This window comes from Bradyrhizobium sp. B120 (genome assembly GCF_049075665.1).
GTDB lineage: Bacteria > Pseudomonadota > Alphaproteobacteria > Rhizobiales > Xanthobacteraceae > Bradyrhizobium.
In genome coordinates this window covers 447655-465604 of sequence record NZ_CP185242.1, presented here as the reverse complement: position 1 = coordinate 465604, position 17950 = coordinate 447655, and the positions used below count along the sequence as shown (strand labels likewise).

The window sequence follows — 17950 nt, the reverse complement described above, 5'->3', positions numbered from 1 at the left end:
ACAGAATGACTAAATATCGATCCAAGGTAGCAATCGAATCCGCTACCACTACGCTGCGCCGTCCGCTTCAGTCATTTCAGCGAGCGTTTTTCGATGCCGAGCCCGAAGATCATTATCCTGTCCGACGGCACCGGCAACGCCGCCTCCAGCGTCTGGCGCACCAATGTCTGGCGGATATTCCAGTCGCTGGATCTGCAGGGCAATACGCAGGCCGCCAAGTATGATGACGGCGTCGGCACGTCGTCCTTCGTTCCGCTGGCGCTGCTCGGCGGCGCCTTCGGCTACGGCCTCAAGCGCAATATCCTCGATGCCTATAAGTTCATCTGCCGCAACTACGACCACCAGAACGATTCGCAGATCTACCTGTTCGGGTTCAGCCGTGGCGCATTCACGGTGCGCACGCTCGCCGCACTCATCCTCGATCAGGGCCTGATCGTCGCCGGCACCGAAGCCGAACTGCACGACGGCGCGGTGAAGGCCTATCGCGCGTACCGGGCGGCGGGCTACCACTCGATCTGGCGCGTCGAGGTGCTGTTCCGCGCGCTGCGCGACTACATCGTTGTGCCGGTGCGGGACCGCCTTCAGCGCAACAAGCCTTACGCGGAGATCGCACGGAAGCCGGTGCCGGCGATCGAGTTCATCGGCATCTGGGACACCGTCGCGGCCTATGGCCTGCCGATCGACGAGATGACACGCGGCATCTCCAACTGGGTGTGGCCGCTCGAGCTGCCGAACCGGCTTCTCAGCCCGAAGGTCAAGTGGGCACGGCATGCGCTGGCGCTCGACGACGAGCGCACGACCTTTCATCCGGTGCTCTGGACGGAGCAAGAGCCGGGACAGCCCGCACCGGCCGTGCCGGCAACGATCGATGGCGAGCGTCTCGTCCAGGTCTGGTTCGTCGGCATGCATGCCAATGTCGGCGGCGGCTATCCGGACGATGCCGTCGCCTTCGTGCCGCTGGCCTGGCTGGTCGACGAAGCCGTCAAGCGCGGACTCGTGTTCAAGAGCGCGCCGATCGCCGATCCCGATGCGATCAAGGCGATCAAGTCTTCCGAGGACAAGGATGGCCGCCTCTACGATTCGCGGGCCGGCCTCGGCTCCTATTACCGGTACGGTCCCCGCAAGGTCGCCGATCTCTGCAACGACCCCTATGCCGGCGTCAGCGTGCCGGTGCCGAAGATCCACGAAAGCGTGTTCGAGCGGATCGGCAGCGGCGCCAATGCCTACGCCCCGATCGGGCTTCCGCCGAACTATGTGGTGGTGTCCCGCAGCGGCAAGGTGACCCCGCTGGGCTCCACTACGTATGAAACGCCTGTCGGTGCGCCGGCGCGTTATGCCGCGCAGGAGAAGCTGTGGAATTTCGTCTGGATGCGGCGGATCGCCTACTTCGCCACCTTGGCGGCGTCGCTGCATTTGGCGGCGTTCTGGCTGTTCCACAACCAACACAAGGAGCACGAATTCAGCTCCTGGTTCAGGATGATTTCGGAGCTGGTGCGCTTCATCGAATCGTTCCTGCCCGCTTCGTTTCATTGGTGGACCGATTGGTACGCCGGCAACCCGGAATGGTTCGCCGGCGGCATCATCGCCGTTTTCGTGCTGATGGCGGTGGGCAGTTCGCTCAGCGCAACGATCAGCGACAGGATGCGGATCATCTGGCGCAACCGCGCGAACCCGACGCCGCTCTCGGGCCTCATGCACGATGCGATCTATCGGTTCCGGACCAGCACGATCTATCAGTGGATCCTCAATGTCGGGAAGCGGCATGTCGTGCCGTTCCTGCTCACGGCCTTGCTGGTCTGGTTCAGCGCGACGCTGCTCAGCCATTTCCTGTTCAATGCCGTGGACTCGATGGGCGCTTTCTGCAAGGGGAGCGCGGCCGACAAGCTCGTCGCCGTCGACAAGGGCATCCCGCAAGATGCGGCCGACTTCGACACCAGCGCGATCTGTGCGCCGACCGGGCTCAAGGTCCGCACCGGCTTCAAGTACGAGATCGCGATCACGATGTCGGAGCCATGGGAAGACGCCGGACGCGCGGTCACGCCGATCGGATACCGGACCTCGACCATCGAGGGTGCAAAACGCTGGCGTGGATATGCCACGATCTTCCTGCGGCGCATCCTGTTCCGGCCCTGGTTCAGGCTGATCGCACGGGTCGGAGAAACCGGCGTCGACGAGTATTTCCTCGATCCTTTGCCGGCGCCGAACACCGATCCGCAGGTCTACAAGGCGAGGTTCACCGCCGATCGCAGCGGCGAGATCTTCCTCTACGTCAACCAGGCCGTCATCGGCCTGCCCTGGATCTACAAATGGTTCTACGGCGATCACAAGGGCACGGCGAAGGTCACGGTGAAGTTGCTTTAGGCAGCCGCAATCGCGGCGGACCGGTCCGCACGGCGTGATCCATCTGTGATCCAGCCGATAGTTTCGGTTGCATATTATACTCCATACTCTCCTTGCTAGACGAGCTGCCAGGCGCCCGGAACGATCCGACGCGGCACCTCGGATCTCCTGCGGCGCTGACGCGCCAGGTTCATATCGAGCGGATATTTCTCATCAGTGATTTGGAGGCATCACCATGATTTCCACAATTCAGGCGTTTCCAACCACCGACGGCATCTTCGTGGTTTGGGAGGTCGCGGCAATGATCCCAGACTGCCTCGGCTTTGCGCTCTATCGTCAGCAGCAAGGCAAGAGCGCGACCGTCGTCGACACCTGGGTCGGGTTCGAGGATCAGGTGCAGGGCCACAAGGCGGGAGATCATCGTCCGAGCACCGAATGGCCGGTGCAGAAAACGAACTGGACCGATTTCCTGGCCCCGGCCGATGCGCCGGTCCGCTACGGCGTCGTTCCGGTGCTCAAGGACGGCGCCACCAAGGTGAAGCCTGCCTACAGTGCGCCGGCGACATGGACCGACTACGTCTCGGCCGCGCCGTCGGGCCCGCTGAAGCCATGGTTCAACCGCGGCACGATCTCGGCACAATGGCTGTCGCGCGCGATCGGTACCACGCCGAAAGCCTCCCAGACGCTGGAGAAGGCGATCTCCACCAAGGGCAACAAGATCCGCGACTTCCTCAAGGGCGAGCTTGGCGCGCGCCTCTTTGCCCTGCTGGCCGGGGCCAAGAAGGATAAAGTCGACGTCTATGTCGCGCTCTACGAGCTCAACGATCCCGAATTGATCGCCGCGCTGATTGCGCTGAAGGGCAAGGCCCACGTCGTGCTCGGCAACAGCACCGGCAAGTCCGACGCGACCGCAAAGGAGACCGAGAAGAACGCCGGCGTGCTGAAGAAGGCGGGCGTCGACATCGTCCGCCGCAAGATCGCACCGAGCCGCTACGCCCACAACAAGTTCGCGGTGTTCTGCGACGGCGCCGAGACACCGAAAGTGGTCTGGACCGGGAGCACCAACTGGACCCGGACCGGATTGTGCACCCAGAACAACAATGGGCTCGAGATCACCGACGACAAGATCGCGGCGGCCTATCACGAGCATTGGAAGGCGATCTACGCCGACGGCAGCAAGTCGCCGAAGGCGCTGGCCGTGGCCGGCGATCACCAATGGCCGTTCACGATCGGCAACTCGAATATCAGCGTCTGGTTCACGCCGACCACCAAGAGCGGCGATCTCAAGGAAGCGACCAATATGATCGAGGATGCCGAGCATGGCGCGGTGTGCCTGATGCTCAATCCCGGCAACAAGGGCCTGCTCGGCCCGATCCTGGAGAAGGCGCAGGACAAGAAGCTCTATGTGCGCGGGGTGCTCAACAATTTCCCGGCGCAGGGCAAGGACAGTCCGAAGGACCAGCTGCAACTGCTGGCCGGCGGCGGTCAGCAGCAGGTCTTCAAGGGCAAGCAGATTGCCGACGTGATCCGGCCCGCCGGCATCGACAAGACCGCCGACTGGTGGCAGCACGAGATCAAGAACACCGGAAAGTTCATGATCGCCGTGCACAGCAAGGTGATCGTGCTGGATCCGGCCGGCAAGAACCCGGTGGTCATGACCGGCTCGCACAATTTCTCCGACCGCGCCAGCACCAAGAACGACGACAACCTCGTCATCATCAGAGGCGATTCACAGCTGGCGCTGACCTACGCCGCGCGCATCGTCAGCATCTACGGCCAGTATCGCTGGCAGGCCTGGCGCAACACGCCGGAAGGCCAGAAGGACAAGGGTCTGAAGCGCAGCGACACCTGGCTGAGCAGCCGCATCGGCAAGGGCTGGGCGCAAATCGAAACCCGGTTCTGGCTCGGCACCGCCTGAGGCCGGCGATCCGTCACGACAGACGGGGCAGCGTTACCGCTGCCCCGCACTTTTCCTCTAGCCTACGCCGCGCGGCCGACCGAGGCGTCGAGATGCTTCAGCTTCGGCAAGACCTCCTGCTTCAGCAGCCGCAGCGAATTGTGCCAGGCTTCGGGCTTGTGCTTGTAGTCGAAACCAAACACCAGCAGCACGCCGAAGCCGCCGACCTCCTGATAGATCTTCTCGATCTTCTCGGTGACGGTCGCGGGCGAGCCGACGATCCAGTTGTTGCGGGCGCAATATTCGACCGTGACGTCGCTGTCGGGCACGTCGGGCGACGCCTTCAAATAGTCCTTGAAACCAAAGTGGCCGAGCAGCGGCAGGAAATACTCGCCCATCATCCGGCCCATCATGTCGCCGGTCGAGAGCTTCCATGCCTCCGCGTCGGTGTCAGCGACGAAGACTTCGCGCACCATCCGCCAGTCCTTGCGGCTCGGCTTGCGGCCGGTCTTGGCGGCGCCGGCTTCCACCGAGTCCCAGTGGCTGCCGACATAGGCCGGGTTGAGGTTGAGGCTCATCGGAATGAAGCCGCGCTCGCCCGCGAGCTTGAGCGTGTCGGAATTCTTCGACAGGCCGGCCACACCGATCGGCGGATGCGGTGCTTGCTGCGGCTTGATGTGGGGCTTGAGGAAATCGAACATCGTGTCCGGCTTGGTCACCGTCCAGAACTTGCCCTTGTGGGTCCACGGAGCCGGCTCGGTCCACATCTTCAGGATGATCTCGAGCGCCTCGCGGGTCATGTCGCGGTTCTGGCCCGACATGCCGTCGACATTGAACATCGCCCAGTCGCTCGGCAGGCCGGAGGCAGCGACACCGAAATTGAGCCGCCCGTTCGAGAGGTGATCGAGCATCGCGACGCGGTTCGCGAGCTCGGCCGGATGATGATACGGCAAGAGGAAGCCGCCGGGTCCGATCCGGATGTTCTTGGTCTGCAGCAGCGCCTGCGCGATCAACAGATCCGGCGACGGATGCGGCTCCCAGGGCGCGGTGTGGTGCTCGCCGATCCAGGCTTCCTGGTAGCCGAGCTCGTCCAGCCATCGCAGCACCTGCAGGTCCCAGTCGTGGCCCTCTTTCAGTCCGCACTCCGGCGGATGCGACGGCATCGCGAAGTATCCGAGTTCCATGGGTTTCCTCTCTTTGCTCGATGCGTGTCTTCCGCACGCGCACCGGAGAGTACCTGTCCCGGCTACGGCAGAACAATGGCTTTGTCGCATGCCGCCCGGCGGGAATTACGCGTAAGGCGTCCCCTTCAGTATGACCGCGATACCCGAAAAGCTGCGCTCCATGATCTGCAGGAAGGCCTCGCGTGTCGAGGCCGCTGATCGGCGCGCCTTGTGCTCGCGAAGCCCTTCCGCATAGGCGACGGTCACAGCGGTGACCACCATCGACGCGGCGAGCCGGGCGTCGGCATCGGCGAGCGGCCGCTTGATGGCGCCCGCCAGCACGGTTGCAAGATCATCGATCAACTCGTCGCGCATCTCGCGCGCCCGCGCCGAAAGCGCCGGGCTCTCGGCGACGGTGCGCCAGAATTTTGCCGTTGCATCGGTGAATTTCGCGAACGGATGCGCCCGATCCGCCAAGCTCTGCACCAGCTTGCGCAGCGTCATCAGCGGCGCTTCGCCGGGCGGCCGCTCGGCAAAGGCGGCCTTCAGAAGCTGGCGGCTTTCCTCCTCACGGTCGAAGAACAGATCTTCCTTGCGCGGAAAGTAATTGAACACCGTCATCCGGGAGACCTCGGCGGCCTCGGCAATTTCGGCCACCGAGACATTGTCGAAGCCGCGCGCCACGAACAGCTCGGTGGCGACATCCGAGATCGCCTGGCGCGTCGCCTCCTTCTTCCGCTCCCGCAATCCGTCCCGATTTGACATGGAAGAATTTGTACCATACAAAATATTATACTGAGTACAAATTTATGGTGATGGCGTGACGCGTGAACGGACGGATGTGGTTGTGGTCGGCGCCGGGCCGACCGGATTGTTGCTGGCGATCGAACTGACCCTGGGCGGCGCCGACGTGATCGTGATCGAGCGGCTGGCGGAGCCTGACCAGACCATCAAGGCCGGCGCGATCGGCGCCCTCGCCGGCGAAGCGCTGGAGCGCCGCGGCCTCAGTGAGGCGATGGATGCGGTCGAACGCAGCATGGCGGACAGCATGTCCAGGCTCCTGAAGAGTGCGGACGGCGGGTCGGAGCTGCCGTTCAAGAAATTCGGCGGTCACTTCTCCGGCATCTTCGGGATCGACCAGACGCGTCAGCGCGAGCCGGACCGGCGGTTGCGCGGCGTGAACCAGCAAGCCCTGGAGAAAATGCTCGGCGAGCGCGCCCACGCACTCGGCATCGCGATCAGGCGCGGCTGCGAGCTGATCGATTTCGAGGATACCGGAGACAGCGTCCTGACGAGAGCAAGGGGCGCGTCCGGCGATGTCGAGCTGCACGCCGCGTATCTTGTCGGCTGCGACGGCGGACGTAGCCCGGTGCGCAAGCGCGCGGGCTTCGATTTTCCTGGCACCGAACCGACCCTCACCGGACACCAGGCCATCGTCGACCTCGATCATCCGGATCGCCTTCTGCCGGTCGGCTGGCGGCGGACGCCGGTCGGCATGATGGCTTATGGACCGATTCCCGGCCGGGTGTTCATGGCCGAGTTCGACGGACCGCCGGCCGATCGCAGCGCGCCGGTGACGCGCGACGAGATCGAGACCACCCTGCGCCGGATCAGCGGCGCCGACGTTCGTGTCACGGCCGTCAAGACCGCCACCCGCTTCACCGACAATGCGCGGCAGGCAGATAGCTATCGCAGGGGCCGCGTGCTGCTGGCGGGCGACGCCGCGCATGTGCATTCGCCGTTCGGCGGGCAAGGCTTGAATCTCGGCCTGCTCGATGCGGTCAATCTCGGCTGGAAGCTCGCGGCGGTCGTGTGCGATCGCATGCCGGAAAGCCTGCTCGACAGCTACACGGCAGAACGGCATCCGATCGCGGCAAGGGTGCTCGCCAACACCCGCGCCCAGGTCGCATTGATGCGGCCTGACGTCATGACGGACGCCCTGCGTGACATCGTCGCCGACCTGATGAGCGGCGACGAGGGCACCCGCTACTTCGGCGAGATGATCAGCGGCATCAAGATCCGTTACGAGCTCGGCGACAAGCATGCATCGGTCGGCCGGCTCTCCGGCAATTTCGCGCTCGGCGACGACGGCGCGACAACAACGCTGTTCGATCAGATGGAGGACGGCAGGGCCGTGCTGGTCGATGCGACTGATGGAGCTGCGTCAGCAATCGCGGCACGCTGGGACATGTTCGTACGATGCGTATCAAGGCGCACCGGCCCGTCGCTGCTGATCCGCCCCGATGCCTGCATCGCCTGGGCCGCCGACGGCGAGGACTTGGCGGGCCTCGACGCCGCGCTCACGCGGTGGTTCGGACCGGCCATGCAGTGACCTCGCAGGCGAGACGCTGCGTCAGCGTGTCCCGAACGTGGTTTTGCCGAACAGCGCCTTCTGCGTCGAGGGCTGCGAGCGCCAGTATTGCGGCGGCGCGCTGACCTCGCCGCCAAGCTCGGCGGCGGCGTGCCAGCCCCAGCGCGGGTCGTAGAGCATGCCGCGGGCGAGCGCGATCATGTCGGCCTTGCCTGAGGTAACGATCTCCTCCGCCTGCTTCGCTTCCGTGATCAGGCCGACCGCCATCGTGGTGACGCCGGTCGCCTCCTTCACCGCCTGCGCCGCCGGCACCTGGTAGCCCGGCCCGAGCGGAATCTTCTGCAGCGGCGACACGCCGCCGGAGGAGACATCCATCCAGTCGACGCCACGCTTCTTCAGCTCCTTGGCGAATTCGATGGTCTGCGCGAGGTCCCAGGCCCCCTCGACCCAGTCGGTCGCCGACACCCGCATGCCGATCGGCTTGTGATCCGGGAATACGGCGCGCACCGCGTCGAACACTTCCAGCGGGAAACGCATGCGATTTTCGAGCGAACCGCCATAGCGGTCGGTCCGCTTGTTGGCGATCGGCGACAGGAACTGGTGCAGCAGATAACCATGCGCGCCGTGCAGCTCGAGCGCATCGATGCCGAGCCGGTCGGCGCGCTTCGCTGACGCGACAAAGGCATCGCGAATGCGCTTCAGGCCGGCGTCGTCGAGCGCCAGCGGCGGCGCCTCGCTTTCCTTGTGCGGGACAGCCGACGGCCCAACCGTCTGCCAGCCGCCTTCGGCGATCGGGATCAGCTGCCCGCCCTCCCATGGACGCTGGCTCGAGGCCTTGCGGCCGGCATGGGCAAGCTGCATCGCGACCGCCGCCTTCGAATGCTTGCGCACCGAGGCCAGGATCGGCTTCAGCGCCGCCTCGTTGGCATCGCTGTAGAGTCCGAGGCAGCCCGGCGTGATCCGCCCGATATCCTCGACATGGGTGGCCTCGATGCAGAACATCGCGGCGCCCGACAGCGCCAGCATGTTGATATGGGTGAAGTGCCAATCATTGGCGGAGCCGTCGTCGGCCGAGTACTGGCACATCGGCGAGACCATGATCCGATTGGAGAGCTTGAGGCCGCGCAGTTCGATCGGGGAAAACAGGGTGCTCATGCGGGGACATCCAGGATCGGGGAAAGGGCCACCACAAGATAGAGGCGGTCGCCGCGATCACCAACCGTCGCCGTCGCCGAACGGGCCGGGGCAGATCAGCAATGCGATAGCGCCGTTCCGTTCACCCTCCCCTGGAGGGGGAGGGTCGTATCGCATCGCGCGCAGCGAGATGCGATACGGGGTGGGGTGACAGTACCTCCACCCGATAACTGTCCGTGTTGAGAGATCACCCCACCCCGGCTCACATTTCGCTGCGCTCCATGTGAGCCGACCCTCCCCCTCCAGGGGAGGGTGAAGAGAAGCCTCAGTCCACCAGCGTGAATTGCAGCAGCAAATTGCGCTGGATCAGGGAGAAATTGTCGTCGGAAACCATGGTCAGCACGGTCTCGCCCTCGTCAGTGACATGGGCGTCGATGCCTTCCATGTTGTCGATCTCGTTGCCGAGGTCGGCATTGAAGATCGCCGGACCATCGACGACGGCGCCGGGCGCGATGTCGGACAAAGCGAGGCGGCGGATGCGAATGCCGGCGCCGCCGAGCCAGGAGAATTTCCGCTCCAGGATCAACAGATCGCCCGACGGCAGCAGGACCGCGTCGCTGATGTCGAAATTCTCGGTACGGCGGACGCTGAACTGGCCCGGCGTCTTGCCGCCGACCAGGAAGGCGATCAGGTTGCCGCCGGCATCGAGCCCGCGTTCGGAGAGCGCGATCAGCGTACCGGCCAGCGGCGGGCTCGCCGGTGTGGCTTTGGGCATGACCTTGGGCACGAAGACGAGCGCCTCGAGCCCCTTGTTGATGGGTAGCTTGCGCGCCGCCGCGGGCAGCGGCACCACCTCGCCGCGCGCACGGGTGAAGCCCTTGGCGAAATCGTAGCGCAGCACCTGGTTGACCCGCTCGAGCCCGACATAGGCAATCGAGCCGTCGAGCGCGAGCGATTCCGAATCGTACCAGCCGCGGGTCGCGGTGATCGGTTTGCCGTGGGCATCGAGCAGCGGCGCCGCCTCGACATCGTCGAGCCCGGCGATCTCCCGGCCGCGATAGACGATGCGGCCGGTGAACCAGGTGCCCTGGTCGCTGACCGCGATGAAGCGTTCGCCCTTGGCATCGAGCCGCAGCGCGGACAGGCCGCCAAAGCCGGCGAATGACGAGGTCAGGATCAGGCCGCTGCGATATTCCAGCGCGCCGAACCGCACCCGCGCACGATCGCGGATATCGAACGACGGCAGCGGCCGCGCGTTGACCTCGACCGCGGCGGGTTCGTCGACGCGGTGACGGCCCGGCCGGCCGGGCGGTCCCGGCGTCAGTGCCGGCTGGCTCGCGCCCTGTGCCTGCGCGAGACGCGGCAATGCCGCGGTCGACAGCCCCGCCGCCATCCCGTGCAGGACATGGCGGCGGCTAACGTGAGAGCGCATGTCTCACGAGTGGAGGCGGCGCCGCGTGCCCGGTGCGGGTGCCGAGCCGTGGGTCTCGCTGAACAGCTCGGCGAGCTTTTCGGTGATGGCGCCGCCAAGCTCTTCGGCATCCACGATGGTGACCGCGCGGCGATAGTAGCGCGTCACGTCATGACCGATGCCGATCGCGATCAGCTCGACCGGCGAGCGGGTCTCGATCTCCTCGATGATGTGGCGCAGATGCCGCTCGAGATAGTTGCCGGGATTGACCGACAGCGTGGAATCGTCGACCGGCGCGCCGTCGGAGATCATCATCAGGATGCGGCGCTGCTCGGGACGCGCAAGCAGACGCTTGTGCGCCCAGTCGAGCGCCTCGCCGTCGATGTTCTCCTTGAGCAGGCCCTCGCGCATCATCAGGCCGAGATTCTTGCGCGCACGACGCCACGGTGCGTCGGCCGACTTGTAGATGATGTGACGCAGGTCGTTGAGGCGGCCCGGATTGGCCGGCTTGCCGGCCGCAAGCCACGCCTCGCGCGACTGCCCGCCCTTCCAGGCGCGGGTCGTGAAGCCCAGGATTTCGACCTTGACGCCGCAACGCTCCAGCGTGCGCGCCAGGATGTCGGCGCAAGTCGCGGCAACCGTGATTGGACGACCGCGCATCGAACCTGAATTGTCGAGCAGCAGCGTCACCACGGTGTCGCGGAAGGTCGCCTCCTTCTCGTGCATGAAGGACAGCGGATGATAGGGATCGGTGACGACGCGCGACAGCCGCGCCGGATCGAGGATGCCTTCCTCGAGATCGAAGTCCCAGGCGCGGTTCTGCTGCGCCATCAGGCGGCGTTGCAGGCGGTTGGCGAGCCGCGCCACGATGCCCTGCAAATGCGCGAGCTGCTTGTCGAGATAGGAGCGCAGCCGCTCGAGCTCGTCGTGGTCGCAGAGATCTTCCGCGGCAATTACCTCGTCGAACTTCGGCGCAAACGCATGGTATTCGGGACCACGCGGCTCGTTCTGGCCGCGGGAATTCGGCCGGGTCGCCTCGCCCGGCGTCTCGTCGTCGCCGAGTTCGCCGTCGTCGAACGTGTCTGACGTGGAGGCCTGCGCGCTCTCCATCGCGCTTTCGCTCATCTCTTCCGCGCTCGTCTGGGCCTGGTCGGCGCTCATCTCCTGCGCGGCGTCGGAATCGGGCGAGCCCTCGGCGCCGGACTGATCGTTCTCGCCGTCCTGGTTCTCGTCCTGGTCCTCGTCGTCGTCGGAATCCATGTTGCGGTCGTCGCCGAGATCGAGCGCCGACAGCAGATCGTGGACCATGTCACCGAACCTCGCCTGGTCCTCAGTGAAACGGCTGAGCTGGTCGAGCCGCGAGCCGATCTTGTCCTCCAGCGTCGGACGCCAGAGATCGACCATCTTCTTGGCGGCCGCGGGCGGCGCCATGCCGGTCAGGCGTTCGCGCACCAGCATCGCCAGCGCATCCGACAGCGGCGCATCGGCGCGGTCGGTGATCTCGTCATACTTGCCGCGGTGGAAATGATCGTCGAGCATCGCGGTGAGGTTCTTCGCAACGCCGGCCATCCGCCGCGAGCCGATCGCCTCGACGCGCGCCTGCTCGACCGCCTCGAACACGCCGCGCGCCTGCGGATTGCCCGGCATCAGCTTGCGATGCACCTTGGGATCGTGACAGGCGATCTTGAGCGCGATCGAATCGGCATGGCCGCGCACGATCGCCGCATCGCGCTTGGTCATCTTGCGCGCCGGCTCCGGCAGCCGCGCCTTGCCGGGCGCAAGCCCCGGCCGCTCGGCAGCGAAGCTGACCTCGAGCTCCGGCTTCTTGGCGATCGCCTTCAGGCACGCCGACACCGAGCGCTTGAACGGCTCGGTCGGCGCTTCCTTCGATCCGGGACGGAATTTGATATTGGAGGTTGTCATAGCGATTTCGTAAACCAGTGGCGCGTGACGCCGCCGGGATACCCCTCAATCGAACCGAACTCTTTATATCCATTGGCGCGGTAGAAACCCGGCGCCTGGAAGCTCATCGTATCCAGATAGGATTGCGTGGCTCCGAAGCGCCGCGCCTCGTCTTCGATCGCCTTGATCAGCTTCGCGCCAAAACCCTTGTTGCGAAACTTCTGCTCCATCCAGAACAGCTGGATGAACAACACCGCGGTCCAGACCTCGCCGACGATGCCGCCGACGATCTCGTCGCCTTGCCGCAGCGAGATGGCGAAGCGCTTGTACTTCTGCTTCCCCATCTTCTCGTTGTTGTAGCGGAGCAATCCGCCGAGCACCGCTTTCTTCGTCTGTGTGACTGTGCGCTCGACGGAGATTTTCGGCATGGACTAGCTGAGCGCCACGTTGACCGAGGATTCCGGCAACTCGACGTTGAAGCAGCGCTGGTAGAACTCGGCGACCAGCGGCCGCTCCAGCTCGTCACACTTGTTGAGGAAGGTGACGCGGAACGCGAAGCCGATATCGTTGAAGATGTCGGCGTTCTCGGCCCAGGTGATCACCGTGCGCGGGCTCATCACCGTCGACAGGTCGCCATTGGCGAACGCATTGCGGGTGAGATCGGCCAGCCGCACCATCTTGTTGACGATGTCGCGGCCTTCCTGGGTGCGATAGTGCTTCGCCTTCGCCAGCACGATCTCAACTTCCTCGTCATGGGCGAGGTAGTTCAGCGTGGTGACGATCGACCAGCGGTCCATCTGGCCCTGGTTGATCTGCTGGGTGCCGTGATAGAGGCCCGAGGTGTCGCCGAGGCCGACCGTGTTGGCGGTCGAGAACAGGCGGAACGCCGGATGCGGCTTGATCACCTTGTTCTGGTCGAGCAGCGTCAGGCGGCCGGAGACTTCCAGCACGCGCTGAATCACGAACATCACGTCCGGGCGGCCGGCATCATATTCGTCGAACACCAGCGCGATGTTGTGCTGCAGCGCCCAGGGCAGGATGCCGTCGCGGAATTCCGTGACCTGCTTGCCTTCCTTGACCACGATGGCGTCCTTGCCGACGAGATCGATACGGCTGATATGGCTGTCGAGGTTGACGCGCACGCAGGGCCAGTTGAGGCGGGCCGCAACCTGCTCGATGTGGGTCGACTTGCCGGTGCCGTGATAGCCCGTGACCATCACGCGGCGGTTCTTGGCAAAGCCGGCGAGGATCGCGAGCGTGGTGGCGCGGTCGAAGCGATAGTCGCTATCGACTTCCGGCACATGCGGATCGACTTCGGAATAGGCGGGAACTTCCAGATCGCTATCGATCCCGAAGACCTGCCGAACCGACACCTTCATGTCGGGCAACCCGACGGGTTCTTGCGCTTTGGTCTGGACGGCCGTCGTCATTCATCCTCCGAGGTCCCGGGCATTCCCGAAACCAGATTTAGGTCATTTGGCTGCGGATGGGGTGCTACGCACAAGCCTAGCAGAGAGCATCGGCCGGCAGAAGCCCACGGGCAAATCAAAGTTCCGTTGTTGTATCATAAAGATAGGCGCGAAACTCGGTTTTTGGAAGGCTGCTCTGCAAATCCCGCCGTACTTTCGCCGCAGCGCCACGGCGGCTTGTCCGCAGGCACTTTTCAGCCCGGCGGGGAGTTGTTAGCTCTCGGACCTGTTTCATCACCACCCAGGAATTCAGTGACTTCATTCCTTGACCCTTTGATCGCGTTCGTTTCGGCCCATGCCTGGCTCGCCTATCTGACGTTGTTTCTGGCCGCCCTGCTGGAAGCTGTCCCGGTGGTCGGCTCGCTGGTGCCGGGTTCGACCATCATCCTGGCGCTGAGCGCGCTGGTCCCGGGCGGCGAATTGAAGCTCGTGCCGGTGCTCGCCGCCGCGGCCGCCGGCGCGATGCTCGGCGACGGCACGGCCTATCTGATCGGTCACCGCAGCCAGCGCGAGATCCTGTCGGCCTGGCCGCTCTCCAATTACCCGCGGGTGGTCGCGCAGAGCGAGGCCTTCTTCAACCGCTGGGGCGTGCTTGCGGTGTTCTTCGCCCGCTTCGTGCCGCCGATTCGCGCCTTCGTGCCTATCACCGCCGGTGCGCTCGACATGCCGCCGGCACGCTTCTACGCGATCAACATCCCCGCGATCCTGCTCTGGGCACCGGCGCATGTGTTGCCCGGCGTGCTCGCCGTCACCGCGCTGCACGACTATGCCGGCCTGCCGCATCATCAGCATGTCGGCAAGCACCTGTGGATGTTCGCGGTCGCGGGCGCCGCCGTCATCCTGTCGCTGGCGATCTGGACCATCCGCCGCCGGCATGGCGGCGGCCTGATCGAACCGGCCAAGCCGGCGAAATAGCTAAATGCTGTTGGTTATGTCGGCCCGCCCCGGTGCCGGGCCGACATAACGCGCGCGAGGCCTGATCAGCTTGCCTAGCTGAAGCTGCTCGCTCGCATGCGCGATCCAGCCGACGCTGCGCGCCATCGCGAACAGCGCGAGCTCGCTGCCTGCGGGCATCCGTAGCGCATGCACCAGCACCGCCAGCGCGTAATCGATGTTGACGAACTCGCCGGTTGCTTCCGCGATCCGCTCCGGCACTTCCCTGGTGAATTTGCGCGGCGCGCCGGCCCGCGTCAGCGCCTCGAGCAGCGAGATCGCGCGCGGATCGCCCTTCTTGTAGACGCCGTGCCCGAAGCCGGCGAAGCGCTCGCCGAGCGCGACCCGCTCGCGGACCACAGGTGCAACGTCGTTGTCGATCATGGTCCTGACCAGGCGCGAGGCGAGCACGCCGGCGCCGCCATGCATCGGCCCCTTCAGCGCGACGAGACCCGCGATGACGGAGTCGTAGAGATTGAGGCCGGTCGATGCCGCGCAGCGCGCCGTGAAGGTCGAGGCATTCAGTTCGTGATCGGCGAGCAGCACCAGCGCACGGCGAATCAGATCGGGCGCGTGCTTGTTGTCCGGCGTCCAGACCCGCGCCACCTGCTCATGCAGCGGCTCGGCCGATGGCACGGCATTCAGCATGGTCGCAACCAGCAGCCGCAGGATGCGCCCGCCGACCATCGCGCGGCCATCGGGCGCGCGGGTGAAGGCGCCGGGATCGGCACTCGCCGCCAGCGCCAGCACGGCGACGGTGCGGTCGATCGGCTGGGCGCGGCGCGCGGCCTCGGCGATCGCGCGCATCTCATCGGAGACATGCGGACAATTGTCCGGCGCGAACGGATCGACGCCGGTGACGTCCCACAGCAGCGTCGCGGTATGCTCCAGCGTGTCGCGTTGGGCGAGATCGACGCAGTTCACGCCGCGATAGATCGGGCCTTGCTCGGTGATGGTTGCGATCGCCGAATCCATCACCGGCAGGTCCGCATCGAAATTGCGAAAGCCGCGCGGCTCCGGCGACGGTACGCGGCGCTCCTTCAACCCCCTGATGTCCTCGGCGCGGTAGCGGTGGCTGCGCGAATCCGGCGACGGCTCGGAGCGGATCAGGCCGCGGCTGACATAGGCGTAGAGGGTTGCCGGCGAGATCGCGAGCTCGGCGGCGGCCTCCCGGGCGGAGAGGTAGAGCTCGGCGGATTTTTTCATATTGATTTATATAATCAAGATTGATCAACTCGTCGAGAGGCCCGACCTTGAAGGGGTGAAGCAAGGAGATCGGGCCATGAACATGATTCTCACCAAGAGCCAGATCGGTCTGGACGGCGTCCCCGCCGCCGAGACCGTGTTGAGCCATGTCGACGGCGAGCGCGGCGAACTGATCATCGCCGGCGAGCACGTCGCCAACCTCGCAGACAAGTCGAGCTTCGAGGGCGTCACGGCACGGCTGTGGAACGGCGCCACCGGCAAGTCGCTGAGCGAAGCCAATGTCCGCGCCAGCCTCGGCGCCGCCCGCGAACGCGCCTTCGCGCGGCTGCCGGACCTGCTGCCGGCGACGCGCGGCATGTCTGTTGTCGACGGCTTCCGGGCCGCGATCGCAGGCCTCCGCGGCGAGAACGGGCTGGAGCACGAGGCAACCATCGTCGGCGCCTTCCCGGTGATCGCGGGCGCCCTGGTCCAGCACGCCAAGGGACATGCCCCGATCGCGCCGGACCCGAATGCCAGCCACGCCGCCGACACGCTGCGGATGCTGCGGGGGCGCAAGGCCGAGCCGCGCGAGGTTGCGGCGCTCGACGCCTATTTCGTCACCGTCTGCGACCACGGCATGAATGCATCGACCTTCACGACGCGAGTGATCGCCTCGACCCAGGCCGATCTGTTCGCGGCGATCACCGGCGGCTATTGCGCGCTGACCGGCCCGCTGCATGGCGGCGCGCCGGAGCCGGTGCTGGAGATGCTGGACGCCATCGGCACCCGCGAGCGCATCCAACCCTGGGTCGACGGCGCGCTGGCGCATGGCGAACGGTTGATGGGGTTCGGCCACCGCGTCTATCGCGTGCGCGACCCGCGCGCCGACGTGCTCAAGGTCGCGATTGAGCGCCTGGAGGCCAGCGGCGCCGACCTGCCGTTTGCCGGCGAGGTCGAGGCCTATATCCGCGCAGCGCTTCGCAAGAAGAACCCGGAGCGGCCGCTCGAGACCAATGTCGAGTTCTTCACCGCGATCCTGCTCGATGGGCTGGAAATCCCGCGGCAGGCGTTCACGCCGATCTTCGCCACCGCCCGCGCCGCCGGCTGGACCGCACACGCGCTGGAACAGCGGCGCACCGGACGGTTGATCCGGCCGAGCTCGTCCTATGTCGGGGCAGTGCCGAAGGGTTGAGAGCTAACCGCGAACCGTAGCCCGGATGGAGCGCCGCGAAATCCGGGAACGGTGTGACCGCGGATGGAAGAGCCCCGGATTGCGCTACGCTTCATCCGGGCTACGAAACCGCACCGTTGGACGATGACGAAGCCACAAACTCCGCCGTCGTCCCTGCGAAAGCAGGGACCCATACGCCGCGGCCCATCAATGGCGCGATCGGCTCGACATCTGGATAGAACAATGACCGCCGGTGGTTATGGGCCCCTGCTTTCGCAGGGGCGACGGAGGCGAGAGATCAGGCCTCACGCACCACGGTCTTCAGATAATTATACGCCTTGATGATCTCGATCAGGCGATCCTCGGTGGAGCGGTCGCCGCCATTGGCGTCGGGATGGTGCTGCTTCACCAGCGCCTTGTACTTCGACTTGACGTCTTCGAGTGTCGCGCCGGCGCCGAGCCCCATCACCAGCAGCGCCTTGCGCTCGGCGTTCATGACCTTGCGGGTCTCGGGCTTGGGCTCCGCGCCACCCGGACCGGGGCGCCAGCGGCCGCGGCCGTTGAGCTCGGAGAACACGTGGAACGGATCGGAGGCGGCGTCGAGACCGCTCTCCTTCTTGCCGTTGTTGGCGCCCATCTTCCAGGTCGGCCGGTGGCCGGTCAGCGCGTCCTTCTGGTAGCGCGCGACGTCGTCAGGATTCATGCCCTGGAAGAAATTGTAGGACTGGTTGTACTCGCGGACGTGATCGAGACAGAAGTGCCAATACTCGCGCGAATTCTCGCGGCCCTTCGGGGCGCGGTGCGCGCCCTTGTTCTGGCAACCCGCCCACTCGCAGGCAACGGCCTGCTCACCGGCTTGCGCCTGGCGCTTCGCACTCACCTTGGTCGGCTTGATGCGAATGGAGTCGAAGAATTTTGATGAATCGATCGGCATGTTCTCTTTGACTACGCAATGCACAAATCTTCAAGTCTTGACATTGCGCAGACCTCGTTTCCCGCTTGCACCATTGACGAAAAGCCGTCGCGGACCTAAC

Annotated in this window: 14 protein-coding genes; 5 read left to right on the top strand and 9 right to left on the bottom strand. The window is 65.3% G+C overall.

The window, feature by feature from the left end; genetic code table 11:
- The first annotated feature begins 93 nt into the window (after positions 1-93).
- Positions 94-2361, top strand: a complete 2268-nt coding sequence (locus ACOIX3_RS02170; protein ID WP_420968192.1) for a DUF2235 domain-containing protein — start codon at positions 94-96, stop codon at positions 2359-2361.
- Positions 2362-2575: 214 nt separating this feature from the next.
- On the top strand, positions 2576-4258 hold the full coding sequence (locus ACOIX3_RS02165; protein ID WP_420968191.1) for a phospholipase D-like domain-containing protein: 1683 nt from the start codon (positions 2576-2578) through the stop codon (positions 4256-4258).
- A 62-nt stretch (positions 4259-4320) separates the two neighbouring features.
- On the opposite strand, the gene ACOIX3_RS02160 is transcribed toward ACOIX3_RS02165, so the two are convergent.
- Positions 4321-5421 carry an LLM class flavin-dependent oxidoreductase gene (locus ACOIX3_RS02160; RefSeq protein ID WP_097671068.1) on the bottom strand — a complete coding sequence of 367 codons (1101 nt, stop codon included), beginning with the start codon at positions 5419-5421 and terminating at the stop codon, positions 4321-4323.
- A gap of 105 nt (positions 5422-5526) precedes the next feature.
- Positions 5527-6165 (bottom strand): TetR/AcrR family transcriptional regulator, encoded by a 639-nt coding sequence (locus tag ACOIX3_RS02155; RefSeq protein WP_420968190.1) that lies wholly within the window; start codon positions 6163-6165, stop codon positions 5527-5529.
- 55 nt (positions 6166-6220) lie between these two features.
- Here ACOIX3_RS02155 and ACOIX3_RS02150 point away from each other — a divergent pair, with 55 nt between their 5' ends.
- Positions 6221-7732, top strand: a complete 1512-nt coding sequence (locus ACOIX3_RS02150; protein ID WP_420968188.1) for an FAD-dependent oxidoreductase — start codon at positions 6221-6223, stop codon at positions 7730-7732.
- A gap of 21 nt (positions 7733-7753) precedes the next feature.
- On the opposite strand, the gene ACOIX3_RS02145 is transcribed toward ACOIX3_RS02150, so the two are convergent.
- The 5 genes from ACOIX3_RS02145 to cobS all read right to left on the bottom strand — a co-directional run bounded on the left by ACOIX3_RS02145 (position 7754) and on the right by cobS (position 13588).
- The gene (locus tag ACOIX3_RS02145) at positions 7754-8866 is read right to left on the bottom strand and encodes an NADH:flavin oxidoreductase/NADH oxidase (protein ID WP_420968187.1); all 1113 of its coding nucleotides are present in this window, start codon (positions 8864-8866) and stop codon (positions 7754-7756) included.
- Between the two features lie 304 nt (positions 8867-9170).
- A complete protein-coding gene (locus tag ACOIX3_RS02140; RefSeq protein WP_420968186.1) occupies positions 9171-10277 on the bottom strand; it encodes an esterase-like activity of phytase family protein in 1107 nt (368 codons plus the stop codon).
- 3 nt (positions 10278-10280) lie between these two features.
- Complete coding sequence (cobT, locus tag ACOIX3_RS02135) at positions 10281-12179, bottom strand: cobaltochelatase subunit CobT (RefSeq protein WP_229170842.1); 1899 nt, start codon at positions 12177-12179, stop codon at positions 10281-10283.
- Entirely contained in the window at positions 12176-12586 is a 411-nt protein-coding gene (locus ACOIX3_RS02130) for a GNAT family N-acetyltransferase (RefSeq protein WP_095731654.1), read from the bottom strand. Before ACOIX3_RS02130 ends, cobT begins: the two co-directional genes overlap by 4 nt.
- 3 nt (positions 12587-12589) lie before the next feature.
- A complete protein-coding gene (cobS, locus tag ACOIX3_RS02125; RefSeq protein ID WP_050405952.1) occupies positions 12590-13588 on the bottom strand; it encodes a cobaltochelatase subunit CobS in 999 nt (332 codons plus the stop codon).
- A gap of 291 nt (positions 13589-13879) precedes the next feature.
- Here cobS and ACOIX3_RS02120 point away from each other — a divergent pair, with 291 nt between their 5' ends.
- Positions 13880-14542 carry a DedA family protein gene (locus ACOIX3_RS02120; protein ID WP_342725133.1) on the top strand — a complete coding sequence of 221 codons (663 nt, stop codon included), beginning with the start codon at positions 13880-13882 and terminating at the stop codon, positions 14540-14542.
- Here the strand turns inward: ACOIX3_RS02120 and ACOIX3_RS02115 are convergent, their stop codons facing one another.
- The gene (locus ACOIX3_RS02115; protein WP_420968185.1) at positions 14543-15766 is read right to left on the bottom strand and encodes a citrate/2-methylcitrate synthase; all 1224 of its coding nucleotides are present in this window, start codon (positions 15764-15766) and stop codon (positions 14543-14545) included.
- 76 nt (positions 15767-15842) lie between these two features.
- Here ACOIX3_RS02115 and ACOIX3_RS02110 point away from each other — a divergent pair, with 76 nt between their 5' ends.
- Complete coding sequence (locus tag ACOIX3_RS02110; protein WP_420968184.1) at positions 15843-16937, top strand: citrate synthase/methylcitrate synthase; 1095 nt, start codon at positions 15843-15845, stop codon at positions 16935-16937.
- A 277-nt stretch (positions 16938-17214) separates the two neighbouring features.
- Here the strand turns inward: ACOIX3_RS02110 and ACOIX3_RS02105 are convergent, their stop codons facing one another.
- Positions 17215-17850 carry a J domain-containing protein gene (locus ACOIX3_RS02105; RefSeq protein ID WP_092120102.1) on the bottom strand — a complete coding sequence of 212 codons (636 nt, stop codon included), beginning with the start codon at positions 17848-17850 and terminating at the stop codon, positions 17215-17217.
- Positions 17851-17950 lie beyond the last annotated feature (100 nt).

Bases quoted from the DNA above. Each gene is read 5' to 3' on its own strand.
- ACOIX3_RS02170 (WP_420968192.1), top strand. From the start codon at position 94: ATGCCGAGCCCGAAGATCATTATCCTGTCCGACGGCACCGGCAACGCC.
- ACOIX3_RS02165 (WP_420968191.1), top strand. From the start codon at position 2,576: ATGATTTCCACAATTCAGGCGTTTCCAACCACCGACGGCATCTTCGTG.
- ACOIX3_RS02160 (WP_097671068.1), bottom strand. From the start codon at position 5,421: ATGGAACTCGGATACTTCGCGATGCCGTCGCATCCGCCGGAGTGCGGA.
- ACOIX3_RS02155 (WP_420968190.1), bottom strand. From the start codon at position 6,165: ATGTCAAATCGGGACGGATTGCGGGAGCGGAAGAAGGAGGCGACGCGC.
- ACOIX3_RS02145 (WP_420968187.1), bottom strand. From the start codon at position 8,866: ATGAGCACCCTGTTTTCCCCGATCGAACTGCGCGGCCTCAAGCTCTCC.
- ACOIX3_RS02140 (WP_420968186.1), bottom strand. From the start codon at position 10,277: ATGCGCTCTCACGTTAGCCGCCGCCATGTCCTGCACGGGATGGCGGCG.
- cobT (WP_229170842.1), bottom strand. From the start codon at position 12,179: ATGACAACCTCCAATATCAAATTCCGTCCCGGATCGAAGGAAGCGCCG.
- ACOIX3_RS02130 (WP_095731654.1), bottom strand. From the start codon at position 12,586: ATGCCGAAAATCTCCGTCGAGCGCACAGTCACACAGACGAAGAAAGCG.
- cobS (WP_050405952.1), bottom strand. From the start codon at position 13,588: ATGACGACGGCCGTCCAGACCAAAGCGCAAGAACCCGTCGGGTTGCCC.
- ACOIX3_RS02115 (WP_420968185.1), bottom strand. From the start codon at position 15,766: ATGAAAAAATCCGCCGAGCTCTACCTCTCCGCCCGGGAGGCCGCCGCC.
- ACOIX3_RS02110 (WP_420968184.1), top strand. From the start codon at position 15,843: ATGAACATGATTCTCACCAAGAGCCAGATCGGTCTGGACGGCGTCCCC.
- ACOIX3_RS02105 (WP_092120102.1), bottom strand. From the start codon at position 17,850: ATGCCGATCGATTCATCAAAATTCTTCGACTCCATTCGCATCAAGCCG.